The organism is Corynebacterium sp. NML180780 (assembly GCF_007786415.1).
Lineage (GTDB): Bacteria > Actinomycetota > Actinomycetes > Mycobacteriales > Mycobacteriaceae > Corynebacterium > Corynebacterium gottingense.
Genome location: NZ_VNKN01000003.1, coordinates 139,322 through 151,954 on the forward strand (window position 1 = coordinate 139,322; position 12,633 = coordinate 151,954).

The window sequence follows — 12,633 nt, forward strand, 5'->3', positions numbered from 1 at the left end:
GGCTTATCGACGCCACCGTGCCCGCTTTCGCCCGAATACGTCCGACTTTACGGGAAATTCCGTTGTTTTCTGACCGGCTCCGCGGCACCGTCCCCAACGTTGTGCAATGATGGATGCCGGAAACAACGTCTACCGGTCACGGTATCGGAAAGAGGAGAACCACAGTGAGCATCACGAACCCGTCCACCCCGAAGAACAACATCACCCCCGGCAACAAGGTCGTGCTCATCGGCGCCGGCGCCGTTGGTGTCGCCTACGCCTACGCCCTGATCAACCAGGGCCTGTGTGACCAGCTCGCCATCATCGACCTCGCTGAGGAAAAGACTCGCGGCGAGGTCGAGGACCTGAACCACGCTGTCCCCTACTCCGGCCACAACACCAAGGTCACCTTCGGCACCTACGAGGACTGCCGCGACGCGGCACTGGTGGTCAACTGCGCGGGCGTCGCTCAGCGCGAAGGCGAAACCCGCCTGGACCTGGTGGGCCGCAACGTGAAGATCTTCGAGTCCATTAACAAGGAGGTCATGGCAAACGGCTTCAACGGCATCTACCTGGTCGCCACCAACCCGGTCGACATTCTGACCTACGCCACCCAGAAGCAGACCGGCCTGCCCGCCTCCCAGGTGCTCGGCTCCGGCACCGTCCTGGACACCGCCCGCTGGCGCTACAACCTGTCCCAGAAGTACAACGTGTCTGCATCGTCGGTGCACTCCTACATCATCGGCGAGCACGGCGACACCGAGCTCCCGGTCATCTCCACCGGCTCCATCGCAGGTATCGCGCTGCGCAACCGCCTCGCCGAGGAAGCCGAGAGCAACCCGGACGTGTACAAGGAGGTCGACGAGATGTTCGTAGCAACTCGCGACGCCGCGTACCACATCATCCAGGCAAAGGGCTCGACCGACTTTGGCATCGGCAGCTGCCTCGCCCGCATCACCCGCGCCATCTTCGCCAACGAGGACGTCGTCCTGCCGATCTCGGCCAAGCTGGACGGCCAGTACGGCCACAACGACATCTACATCGGCACCCCGGCCGTGGTGAACCGCAACGGTGTGCGCGAGGCCGTCGAACTCCGCCTCAACGATGAGGAGAAGGAGAAGTTCGACCACTCCGCAACCACCCTGCGCAAGGTCATGGAGGACGCTGGCCTGGTCTAAGCCAGCGCTCACGCTCGACTCGTAAAAAGGCACCGCAGTTCTGCGGTGCCTTTCCCATGCGGGGAGACATACCCCCCCCCCCCGTGCCGACGCTCGGTATGCCCACGAGTCCCACGCGCAGCCTGCGAATTGTGATACTGACACGACCACCCAAGATTATGCGGCACAGTCTCCCCACCATGGCGATGCTCGATCATATGATGCGCATCGCACCGCGCGACAGGCTGCGTCCACCCCGAACCCGATTACTCGGTATGCACTAAGCACTGGGTGAACGCTCGTAGGCTTCGTACCCTACACGCACCCCAATACGACCGTCCGTCCACAGCCCGCATATTCATGTAACACGTAGCAGAGGAGCGAAGCCTCCCATCATCCACAAATTGCAAAAGCGGGTATAAAATCGTTGCAGGATCGGGTATAAAACTGTTGCAAAAGCGGGTATAAAATCGTTGCATAATTGGGTACAATGCTGGTGTGCAGTACTTTTCCCGCTTTGCAGATCAGGTTTTGGAGGACTCCCTCCAGCTCATGGGAGGTGTCCTCCTTGAAGGGCCACGCGCTTGCGGGAAAACCTCTACTGCCCTCCAAAAGGCTGCAAGTTCTGTACGCCTCGACCGATCCCCCGAGCTGATCACGCTCGCCGAATTGAACCCCGCAATTTTACTCAACGGCCCAACGCCTCGCCTCATTGATGAGTGGCAACTCGCACCTTCCATATGGAACACGATCCGCCATGAGATTGACGATCGCCAAGGACGCGGGGAGTTCATCCTTTCAGGATCAGCGGCACCAGCCGATGACACCACGCGTCACTCAGGTGCGGGACGCTTTGCAAGATTGAGGATGCGTCCAATGTCGCTCGCGGAGAGTGGGGCGTCGACAAACCAGGTAAGCCTCGCAGAGCTACAACCGGGCGTTGGTGTGAGCGGAGTTTCCAAGCTCACCTATAAGGGCATGGCCGAACAAGCCGTACGTGGCGGATGGCCAGGCCTACTCGGCACCAACACCCAGCAGGCGGTCATGTTTAATCGCTCGTACCTGGACAATGTCTTCGACGTGGAAGTACCAGAAAGCGTTGGCACACGTCACAACCAGCTAAACATTCGTCGGACCTTGGAATCCATCGCTCGGAACATTTCTGGCGAAGCAACGTTGAAAACACTCGCTGCAGACGTGTCTTCCGATGCCACAACAGTCGATCCGAAAACGGTCTCCACTTACCTCCAGGCACTTACCCGAATATTCATCCTCGACGAATTGCAGCCTTGGAGCGTCGCGCTCCGATCCAAATCACGGCTGCGCACCTCACCGAAGCTCCACCTCGCTGACCCCAGCCTGGCCTGCGCCGCCTTAGGTATCGGCGTTGACCGTCTCGCGAAGGACCCAGAGTTTTTCGGCCAGATCTTCGAGTCCATGGTCATCCGAGACCTGCGTGCTGCATCCGCCCTCCAGCACGGTCACGTCTACCACTACCGCGACAACACGGGCCTTGAAGTTGACGCCATCATCGAATACCCCGAGGACGGAAAATGGGGTGCCTGCGAAGTCAAACTCGGGGCGTCGCAGATCCCACAAGCCGAAGCAAACCTCATCAAACTCCGTGACGAACGTGTCGACACCAACAGGGTCGGGTCGCCTGCATACTTAGCCATTATCACCGCTACGGAGTATGCATACACGCTTCCTAGCGGAGTACACGTGATTCCTTTGGGCACCCTCACCGCTTAGCGGTCACAGAAACGAGTCAAACCATTCTCCCGGAATTGCAAAAGCATGTATAAACTCCGTGCACTGCAGGATTACGCAACACCAGGAACGCATCCATCGCCCTGCTGAGCGCCTAAACCAGCGGCGCGGACCCCGAAGTTTCAAACTGTAGTACGCGGATTGTAATAATCCTCGAAATGATGAGCGAAGGCGCCGGGCGAGCGGGTTTTTCAAAAGCCCAGGCCGCGCAGAGCCCCCACACCAGGTACTGCGCCTTCAGGCACCTATCACCGTGTCATCCAACCACATCATTTTTCGCCGCATCAAATACGCCTGCACATCCGCAGCCGGCCCAGGCAACCGCACGGTGGCATACCCATCCCATGATGAGTCACCCCCACGCGCGGAGTGCTCGGCTCGGTCGCCGGCAACTGAACACGCTCGGGTCCTGCTGCTGCGAGAACGAACTCGAAACCGCAGCGGTCAACCCAAAAAGCGCATCCAAAACACACGTCTAATAAGACTTATGCCCTTGTGCCTTGAGCACGACCGGTTCCACCTCCGCGTAGGCTGCGACCTCGTCGACAAAGCTCTCGTCGTGGCAGGTGAGGATCACCGCTTGGCCTGCGCGCAGGCCGTCCGCGATGACGTGGTGCGCCTGGGTGCGGCCGGTGGCGTCGAGTGAGGTATCGGGTTCGTCGATAAGCACGAGCTCCCGGCCTTGGGCGAAGACCTGGCGCAATTGGGCGACCCGTAGCTGCGCCTGCGGAAGGTCAAGCGGGTGCGTTGCATCGTCGCCGCCGGCGAACTCCGCGAGCGTGGTCTCCACGACCTGCTCAGCCACGCGCTGCAGCGCAAGCGAGACGCCGACCGGCTGGGGAGGATTTCCGTCAAGGCCGGCAAGCGCGCGCAACAACGTCGTCTTGCCCGACCCATTGTGGCCGCGCAGCCACACCACCCCACCGCGGCGTGGCGCGAGCTCGACCGGACCGACCTGGAACTGCTCGCCGCGTTTCTCACGAAAATGCCACCACTTGCGCTGCGGTGCCTGGCGGCCCGCGGTTACGGCACCGAGGTCGATTCGGTCAGGCTGCGGTTCGACGGGACTGGGAAGCGAAACTGGGGTGAGGTGCGGATTCGGGGTGAGTGTGGCGTCGATAATGCCGAGCTGCGCGCCACCAATCTCGCGTGGTTGATAGCCAAGCACCAGCGCGCGGGAGGAGGCGACGAGCTGTTCAATCAGGCGGGCGGATTCCGCATCGAGGCCCGCGAACGGGCAATCCAGCACAAGTAGCTCCGGCTCAAGCACCGCGACGCACGCGATCGCGAGGCGGCGAGTCTCGCCACCAGACAACGTCGCCGGGTGACGCTCAGACAGGTGCGAAAGCCCGGTCCGCGCAAGGATTCGCTCGCAGCGTGCCTGCATCTCCTCGCGGGCTATACCGCGCTGCTCCAGGCTGATCGCGACTTCCTCGATCACCGTCTCGCGCAGGTACGTCACGTGCGCCGCGGCGTCCTGGCCCACGACGCCGACGTTCGGCCACTCCTCGTGCAGCTGGTTTGCCAGCTGCGACATCCCGGAGCCGGACGCGCCGATGACCTGCACGCGGTCGTGCGTGCTCAGCGCGCGCTGCAGCAGCGTCAGATCCATACGACCACCACCACGCACGCGATCGGGGCGACGATCCGCAGCGCCTTCTGCACCGCGGAGTCCGGCACCGGCCGTAGCACCGTGCGCTTCCCCTGCAAGTCATAGCCGGCGGTTTCCAACGCCGCGCCGCGGCTCGCGCCCTGGCTGAGCAGCGCGGTGAGCACCGGCATGATCAGGCGCGTCACCACGTTTCGCGCGTGCACCGGCGCGCGCTTGAGCGCCTGCGCGTCGCGCACCACCTTCACCTGCGCGCTGCCGTGCGGGACGAGCTGCAGCGTCGCACCCGCGATGTACGCCAGCTTGTTTCCGCCGGGCAGCACCTGCAGCGCCTTGACCAGCTCGGGGATGCGGACGTACGCGACGGCGGCGAGCATGCACGCCATCAACGCGCAGAATCGCGCCGCCAGCGCCGCGCCCACCGCCAGGCCGTCCGCGGTGAGCAGTGGGGCGATGCGCTCGCTGCCGTACGGCGCGTGGATGAGCAGCATGGACAGCCCGACGGGCACGGCGAGTGCCACCGTCGTCGCCGGCACCGAGGCGTTGCGCGTGCGCCACACCCCGAGCACGCACGCGACAGCCGTCATGGCCAGCGACACCACGGGCGAATTCAGTCCGAGGACCAGGATCCACCCGCACGCCCCCGCCGCCAGCGCCGTGAGAGGATTAATCACGCTGCGCGGAGTGCGCTTTTCGACGCGGCGCGAACGCCTGAACTGTCTTCCGCGGCAACGCCCGCACCGTCACGTAGGCGATCGCGAGGACGATCACCTTGTCCAGCGGGTCCGAGAGGAACGCCTGCGTGGTCACCGACGCGATGAGCGATCCGCCCATCTCGCGGAAGAGCGACACGAGCGCACCGGTGCCTACGCCCGCGGTGCCACCGAACACGAACGCGGCCACCGGCGCGGCGACGGCGCCGCCGACCAGGCCCAGCAGCATGCCGTAGCCAACCACCGTGAATATCGAGTGCAGCGCGTGCAACCGGTGGATGAACACGCCCGCGAGGTACCCGACGAGCGCGGAACCCGCCGCGAACGGGAGCGCCACCGGGTTGAGCAGCCCCCAGACGACGTTGTTGAGCGCGCCGGTGGTCAGGCCGGCGATCGGCCCGGCGAGCGCGGCGACGAGCACGGTGCCGATCGTGTCCAGGTAAAGCGGCAGCCCGATCGAGCCGACGATCTGCCCCACGACGGAGTTGATGAGGATGGCCAGCGGGATCAGGCCCAGCGTGCGCGCCGGAAGCATGGGCAGCGTCGCCGCGAGCAGCAGGACGGTGCCCAGCCCGTAACCGCACAGGGTGATGATCGCTTCGGTGGATCCACCGACGCTGTCCCAGCTGCTCGGGCGGACCAGCACGAGGTACGCCCAGGTCGCGGCGATGCACAGGGCGCCAGCGATGACGAGGAGGCGCTGTGGCAGGGTCCAGTCTCCAAGCGCCATGTCGGTCGGGGGCTTCACCGGCCCTTTGGGCGGAAACGGCAGGCGGTCATCGGTATCGTGCGACATGGGGTTCTCCAGGGGTAAATACGTGGGAAAGGGGAAACTGGTCCTGTGGTCGACAGGGTTTCGCCTATGTCACCTCGGCGAAGCAGACGGCGAAAGTATACCAGCTATTCCTCCGCCTTGAGGTGATACCCCGCCTTGAGCTGCTCGTCTCCTGCGGTGAAGCGTGCGTGGAGGGAGTACGCGGCGTCGACAAGCGCCCAAGCGCTGGGAATGTCCGCCGAGGTGACCACGCGCGCGTTGGGCTCGCGCTCCCACATGCCGCGCAGGTCGGCGGCGACGGTGCCGCGCATGAGCTCGCTTGCGGATTCGACGTCGATGGTGGCCTCGGCGGCGGCGGTGTCGACGCGACCGAGCGCGATGAGCACGGTGAGCAGGTCGTGGAGCTGGGCGCGGTAGCCCTCGCCGACGTCCTCGTGGAACTCGAAGTAGAAACGCGTAATCTCCGGCAGCGCGGACGCGATCGGCGTCTCCCCCAGCGCTTCGACGAGCCGATCGAGGCGCGGCGGGTCCAGCAGCATCTGCTCGGTCACGCCCAGCGAGCACAGCGTGATGGGCACCGGGGTGCGAGCGAAGACCTCCTGCGCGGCGTGCGGGTCGACCCAGAAGTTCCACTCGGCGGTCGGAGTGGTGTTCCCGGGATAGTTCACACTGCCGCCCATCACCGTGATGTGACGCAGCTGCGCGAAGTGGCGCGGGTGGCGGCGCGCAAACACGGCGAGGTTGGTCATGGGGCCGGTGACGATGAGGTGGAGGTCCTCGGTGCCGCGCTCGATGGCGTCGCACCAGAGCATGTCCCAATCTGTCGCCACGTGGCGCGCGGGCGCGTGCGCGTAGCCCAAGCCCGTCTCGCCGTGGGTTTCCGGGGTGGTGGTCAGCGCAAGCTCGAGTGGCTGCGGCTCGCCTGCGGCCACGGGGATCGCTGGCAGGTTGCACTGCGCAAGCACCCACGCGGCATTCTGCGCGCATTGCTCGGCCTCAACGTTGCCCGCGGTCGTGGTCACGCAGTCCAGCTCCAGCTCGCCGGCGTGGTGCGCGGCGGTGAGGTAGGTCAGCGCGAACGTGTCGTCGATGCCGGGGTCGCAGTCCAGCAGCACTCTCATCCTAAGTCTCCTTCGTCTCAGTTCCGCGCGTGAGCCAGACGCCTATCGACGCCACCGCAATCCCCGCGCAGGCCACAAACGCTACGCCAAACCCAAAGGCCTGGGCGAGCAGCCCCACCACAATCGGCGCGAAGATCTGGCCCGCGTCCTGCGCCATCTGGAACGTGGAGAGCACCTTGCCGCCGGAGCGGTGATTCCCAATGATGTCCGCGAGCGACGCCTGCTGCGCCGGGCCGATCAACCCGCTGCCCACACCCGCAAGCGCGGACAGGACGAGCAGCGGCACGACGCCGGTGGCCAGCCCCATCGAGCCGGTAAACACGGCGGTAGTGATCAAGCCGGCAACGATAAGTGGCTTGCGCCCGTGCTTATCCGCGAGCCTGCCGGAGAACTGCAGCGTAACCGCGGTGCCGAACGCAAACGCGGTGAGCGCAAACCCTGCGGCCGCCCCACCGTTGGCAAACACCGCTGCGGCGAACAACGGCAGGATGGACACGCGGGTGCCAAAGTTGACCCAGCCGTGCGCAAATGCCGAGGACAGCAGGCTCTGGTACGTGGGCATGCGCAGCGCGCTGGACAGCTGCATCGGCGGCAGCGGCGGCGGCAACTGCGCCCTCCCCTGCGGGTTGTGCGTAGCCACCCACACGAACAGCGCGGCAACGCCCACCATCAGCCCGTAGACCGCGAACGGGATGCGGAAGCCAAGGAAAGACAGGGCTGCACCGATGATGGGGCCGATGATGTTGCCCAACAGGAACGCTGACGAATAGATCGCGTTGGCGCGGCCGCGTATCGAGGGGTGCGTCACCCGCACAATGAGCGCCTGCGCCGACAACGTAAACATGGTTGAGCCGAACCCCGCGATGAAGCGCAGCACAAAGATCTGCCAGTACGCGGTGGCAAACGCCACGAAAAACGTCGCAGCCGCCACCACACTCACGCCCGTGATGTAGACCGGCCGCGAGCCGAGCTTGTCCACGAGCATGCCCGCACCGGGCGCGCCGATGAGCCTCGCAGCAGCAAACACGGAGACGACCGCGCCGGCCGCGGCCATGGACACGCCGAAGCTCGCGGTGAACTGCGGCAGGATCGGGGCGATAAATCCGTACCCGAGAGCAATGAGGAAGGCCGCCCCCACGAGCACCCAGATGGTGCGCGGGATGGCCGGCCGTGGCGGTGTGTGCGGCTGCTGCTGAGGTTCGGGCGTAGGGGTCATCGGGAAACAGCCTAAACCCACGCGCCAAGCGAGCAAACTGCAAGAACAACCACACGTTCGCCACTGTGTTCTAATTTGTGCGGTGCCGTGTTCATCTCTCCTTTTAGAGTGCCAGGCATGTTGAACTTCACAAGCAAAACGCACACCGCCCCCGCCCAGCCTTCCGACTACTGCGCCCCGCTGCCCACTGAGTACGCCGCGCACATCCGCGAGCGCGAAACGCACACGCTCCAGCAGCTCACGGCGATGATCCACCACCCGCGCTCGCTCGCGCGGCCCACTGCGCGGTGGCGCCCACCGACAAAACGGCTCCCCCGCCTCGGTCACACCACCGACCTCACCATCGCCATCTCGCGGCGCCGCGTCGGCCCACGCGCGCAGGCAAGAGTCCGCGGGTACGGCGAGGACCGAGTGCCCGCGTTTCTCATCGAGGTACGCGTCACCGACCCCTCCGGACTCCCCACGGACCGCCGCGTCGCCGAAGGGTGGGTGCGCGCGCTTTTGCCTATCGACGCCGCGGGCGCCGTCCACGAGCTTCCGTCACCCCGCGCGGCCAGCTACGTCTGGCTCACCGACGGCGACTTCGTCCCGGTACTGTCACCGTCCTCCATGTTTGAGGGTCTCGCGGCGGCGTAGCCCGCCCGGGCTAGTCCTCGTCGTCTCCGTCGTCCTCGTCGTCTTCCTCATCGAAGTCGTCGTCTTCATCATCTTCGACGTCGTCGTGGCCGAAGATGTCGTAGATGTCGGGCTCGTCCTCGTCGTCTTCCAGCGGGAGGAGCTGGCCTTCCCACTCCTCCGCCTGGTCAGCGGCAAGCGACAGGACGTCGAAGAGCCGGTCGAAGTCGGTGAACGTGCCGAGGCTGAGCATTTCCGCCTCGGACACCGCTTCGCTGTGGATGGTCTCGAACAGGCGCAGTCGATCCTCCTCGGTCAGCTCTGCGTCGCCGTCGGACTCCCAGAGTTCGCCGATCGCGTCGTCCATGAGGTCGTCGTAGTTGTCCGACAGCGCGATGAACTCGACCGTCGCGGTGGCGGTCCCCTGCACCACCTCGACCTGGACCTGCAGCTCGGCGCTTTCGCCGACCTCGGCGCGCACCAGCTGGCTGTTGACGCGATCCGGGAAGAACTCCAGGTCCTCGATGCGCTCGTCCGTAGCCTCGAGGAGGTCGCGCAGCACGGTAATCACCTGGTCGGTGGCCATGTGCTCTGCCACGGTCTCCACGGCGCTTTCCACGGAGAAGACGACGGCGACGAGCGCGGCCTCAAATTCTTCATCGTCCTCGTCCACGTCCGCGGCGGCAATGTACACATTGGCTGCGGGCAGGAGCGGGTCGATTTCTACAAACTGGATTTCCACCTCGGACGTGATGGGCACGAACATGGTGTCGTCGTGTACCCGGGATTCAATCCCTTCACGGTCAAGGCTGGCTGCAATGTCCTCGAAAAAGCTCATGGCGGCGGTTTCCTTCCACTCTCCAGTCCAGGCCTGCCCCAGCCTAGCCAGGAATTCGCCGCGCCGTCGGCCGACGCGCACAAAGCACGGGTGCACGCGCGGTGGAAATTGCTGGGAGGTGTGTAGAGGGGGTGGCGGTGGCGTCGCTAAGCGTTGCCCTCGTCGGCGATGGAATCGGTGAGCGTTTCCACCAGGTCCTGCCTGTGCATGCCCCATTCGCGCATGTCAAAGCCCTCCCACGCGCGGCGCTGCGCCGCCTTGGGGTCGTACTCCACGGAGGACTTCGCCGCGAAGATCGCGGTCGCGCGGCCGGGCTCCGTGTCGCTGCGGAAACCGTAGACCGGCCACTTCTCGCCCGGATGCGCGTTGTGGAAGAAGGAGCCCCAGTGGAACTGCATGGCGGCGCTGACCTCGTCGAATTCCTCGCGCGGCTGGAACGGGTCGAACTTGGAAGCGCGGGTTGCCTTCGCATCGCCGAACACCGCCGCCAGGTCCGAGGTGTGCATGGCGCCGAGCCCGATCCGGCGCATCGTGGTCGACGCGTAGTCAAAGCGGTACATCCAGGTCGGGGCCGTGCGACGATGCTCGGTTGCCAGCATCACCGACGGCGCCCAGAAGACCGCGTCCGCGATGAGGGCGGCAAACTTCCGGCGATCGTCCACAAAGTCGTAGGTCTCCAGCACTGCCTCGGCGTTGTCGGGGTCGTAGACGCTCAGCGCCCGGCGCGCCGCGCGCAGGCGCGACTTGTTCGTCTGGTACAGCGCCTTGGCAAAACTGGCCTCGTCCGCGTTCGTGCCGATGATCAGCGGGACCGGCGCCTGGGCACCGGATTGGAACACGTCGATCGGGTGCGCGGGAAGCGTGTGCGTATCCACGGTGGGCATGAAGCTGGTGTTGAACTGGACGAGCTCTTTGCGGTTGAGCAGCATCGATTGCCCGACCCGCACCAGTGCCTCGGCGTCAGCCTCGCGCAGCGCCTCCAACGTGGTCTGGCTGGGCAAGCCCATATCCTTGATCAGCTTGCGCACCCACATCGCCGCCTGCACGCGGGAGTGCACGCTGGCAACGGGCGGCGACTGTGCAATCGCGCGGTGGAACAGCCCCCGCGCAGCCGGGGCGCACATCAGGTGGATCACCGCCGCGCCACCCGCGGACTCGCCCATGACGGTGACGCGGCCGGGGTCGCCGCCGAACCCGGCCGCGTTGTCGTGGACCCAGCGCAGGGCGAGGATCTGGTCCAAGAGCGCCGGGTTGGCCACGCAGTCCTCGCCGAGCGTGCGGTAGTCCAAGTACCCGAACACGCCCAGGCGAAAGTTGACCGAGATGTAGACGATGTCCGTCGTCTTCGTCAGGTAGTGCCCCTGGAGAACCTTCTCGTGGCTCGACCCCGTGACAAAGGTTCCGCCGTGGAAGTACACCACCACCGGCAACTCCTCGTCGTTGTCGGGGCGCACGATGTCCAACGTGAGGCAGTCCTCCGTGCCGATGACGTTGTCCGTCCAGCCGAAGAACCCCTGCATGGCCGGGGGCGAAAAGGCGCTCGCGTCGCGCACCCCGGTCCACGACTCAACCGGGCGGGGCGCACGGAATCGCCCCGCGCCCTCGGTGGTCGCGCCGTACGGCACGCCGCGCCAGGTGCGGACCCCCGTGTCCGGGTCGACAATTCCGCGCACGCGACCGGCACTTGTGGTCACCACCGGTTGATCAGCGCTCGACATAGCCCCCACCCTAGACGCGAACGCGGTCGCGCACAGCGACGCTCAACGGCGCCGGGAATGGAAACCGCACGCGCAACGCTATACCGTGCGGAACTCGGTCCGACCGCCCAGGTGAGCACGAGCAATCACCGAGCGTTCGGCCGAAACGTGCACAATAGGTTTGCAACATCACACAATCGGGCTCGCCCCGGAGGAGGAAAGCATGGGACTGTTTGGCCGCAACAACGACAAGGACAGCACGAACCGCGAAGGCAATGCCAGCGATACCAGCGACGTCACTGCCGCCAACGGTGCGCAGCTGGCCGAAGGCGCCGGCCCGATCGCCCGCGCCTTCATCAGCTCCGTGGACAAGGCCGTCTCGCTCCAGACCGGCACCATCCGCGCGTACGTGGACTGGCTGCGTCGCCAGGACACGGACGCAACCCCGCAGGACGTGCAGAAACGCATGGACGCGCACTTCCGCAACACCGTCTCCGCTACCGGCGCTGGCGTCGGTGCCGCCGCCGCGGTCCCGGGCGTCGGCCTGATCTCCGGCAGCGCGGCAGTAGCCGGCGAGTCCGTCCTGTTCCTGGACCTGGCCGCCTTCTACACCGTCGCGTCCGCGTACCTGCGTGGCGACGATCCGGCCGACCCTGAGCAGCGCCGCGCAATGGTGCTCACCACCCTGGTGTGCACCGAGGGCCTCGCAATCGTGGACACGTTCGTCGGCGAGAACGCCTCGCGCCTGCCGTCCAAGTCCACGCTCGCACGCTTCTCCGGCCCGGGCCTGGCTGAGGCAAACAACATGCTCACCAAGGCCGCACTGAAGCAGGTGCGAAAGAAGATGCGCCGCGCCTGGATTGGCAAACTCCTCCCGCTGGGTCTCGGCGCGGTCGCTGGCACCACGGCAAACCGCAAGCTTGCGGATGAGGTGATCAAGCGCGTCGGCCAGTCGCTCGACCCGGTGCCGGACGCGTTCGCTACCCCGCTCCCGCCGAAGAAGGACGACGGGCAGGACTCTCAGGGCCTGAGCGTCGACCCGAAGCGCTTCGCGCAGTGGATCCTCAACATTTTCGGCCGCGGCAAAAACGACGCGGAGGAGCGCGCGCAGGTCGACGCCGCCATCGAAGCAACCAAGTAGCG

Annotated in this window: 11 protein-coding genes; 4 read left to right on the forward strand and 7 right to left on the reverse strand. The window is 65.5% G+C overall.

What is annotated here, in order from left to right; translation table 11 throughout:
• The first annotated feature begins 164 nt into the window (after positions 1 to 164).
• Together FPP74_RS02885 and FPP74_RS02890 are read left to right on the forward strand one after the other, a co-directional pair.
• On the forward strand, positions 165 to 1,157 hold the full coding sequence (locus FPP74_RS02885; RefSeq protein WP_240510656.1) for an L-lactate dehydrogenase: 993 nt from the start codon (positions 165 to 167) through the stop codon (positions 1,155 to 1,157).
• A 477-nt stretch (positions 1,158 to 1,634) separates the two neighbouring features.
• Positions 1,635 to 2,888 (forward strand): ATP-binding protein, encoded by a 1,254-nt coding sequence (locus tag FPP74_RS02890; RefSeq protein WP_122086358.1) that lies wholly within the window; start codon positions 1,635 to 1,637, stop codon positions 2,886 to 2,888.
• Between the two features lie 493 nt (positions 2,889 to 3,381).
• Here FPP74_RS02890 and FPP74_RS02895 read toward each other — a convergent pair whose 3' ends face one another.
• From FPP74_RS02895 to FPP74_RS02915, 5 genes are all read right to left on the reverse strand, one after another.
• The gene (locus FPP74_RS02895; RefSeq protein WP_144717100.1) at positions 3,382 to 4,518 is read right to left on the reverse strand and encodes an ATP-binding cassette domain-containing protein; all 1,137 of its coding nucleotides are present in this window, start codon (positions 4,516 to 4,518) and stop codon (positions 3,382 to 3,384) included.
• Positions 4,509 to 5,189, reverse strand: a complete 681-nt coding sequence (locus tag FPP74_RS02900) for an energy-coupling factor transporter transmembrane component T (protein ID WP_255456042.1) — start codon at positions 5,187 to 5,189, stop codon at positions 4,509 to 4,511. Before FPP74_RS02900 ends, FPP74_RS02895 begins: the two co-directional genes overlap by 10 nt.
• Complete coding sequence (locus tag FPP74_RS02905; protein ID WP_095537063.1) at positions 5,182 to 5,958, reverse strand: glycosyl transferase family 9; 777 nt, start codon at positions 5,956 to 5,958, stop codon at positions 5,182 to 5,184. Before FPP74_RS02905 ends, FPP74_RS02900 begins: the two co-directional genes overlap by 8 nt.
• 170 nt (positions 5,959 to 6,128) lie before the next feature.
• Positions 6,129 to 7,124 (reverse strand): nucleoside hydrolase, encoded by a 996-nt coding sequence (locus tag FPP74_RS02910; RefSeq protein ID WP_144717101.1) that lies wholly within the window; start codon positions 7,122 to 7,124, stop codon positions 6,129 to 6,131.
• A 1-nt stretch (position 7,125) separates the two neighbouring features.
• Positions 7,126 to 8,340 carry an MFS transporter gene (locus tag FPP74_RS02915; RefSeq protein ID WP_144717102.1) on the reverse strand — a complete coding sequence of 405 codons (1,215 nt, stop codon included), beginning with the start codon at positions 8,338 to 8,340 and terminating at the stop codon, positions 7,126 to 7,128.
• Between the two features lie 117 nt (positions 8,341 to 8,457).
• On the opposite strand from FPP74_RS02915, the gene FPP74_RS02920 reads away from it, so the two are divergent.
• On the forward strand, positions 8,458 to 8,976 hold the full coding sequence (locus FPP74_RS02920; protein WP_144717103.1) for a hypothetical protein: 519 nt from the start codon (positions 8,458 to 8,460) through the stop codon (positions 8,974 to 8,976).
• A gap of 10 nt (positions 8,977 to 8,986) precedes the next feature.
• Here the strand turns inward: FPP74_RS02920 and FPP74_RS12145 are convergent, their stop codons facing one another.
• Together FPP74_RS12145 and FPP74_RS02930 are read right to left on the reverse strand one after the other, a co-directional pair.
• Positions 8,987 to 9,793, reverse strand: a complete 807-nt coding sequence (locus FPP74_RS12145) for a hypothetical protein (RefSeq protein ID WP_095275881.1) — start codon at positions 9,791 to 9,793, stop codon at positions 8,987 to 8,989.
• A 146-nt stretch (positions 9,794 to 9,939) separates the two neighbouring features.
• Positions 9,940 to 11,511, reverse strand: a complete 1,572-nt coding sequence (locus tag FPP74_RS02930; protein WP_095535105.1) for a carboxylesterase/lipase family protein — start codon at positions 11,509 to 11,511, stop codon at positions 9,940 to 9,942.
• A gap of 202 nt (positions 11,512 to 11,713) precedes the next feature.
• Here FPP74_RS02930 and FPP74_RS02935 point away from each other — a divergent pair, with 202 nt between their 5' ends.
• On the forward strand, positions 11,714 to 12,631 hold the full coding sequence (locus FPP74_RS02935) for a hypothetical protein (RefSeq protein ID WP_095535106.1): 918 nt from the start codon (positions 11,714 to 11,716) through the stop codon (positions 12,629 to 12,631).
• Positions 12,632 to 12,633: the final 2 nt, after the last annotated feature.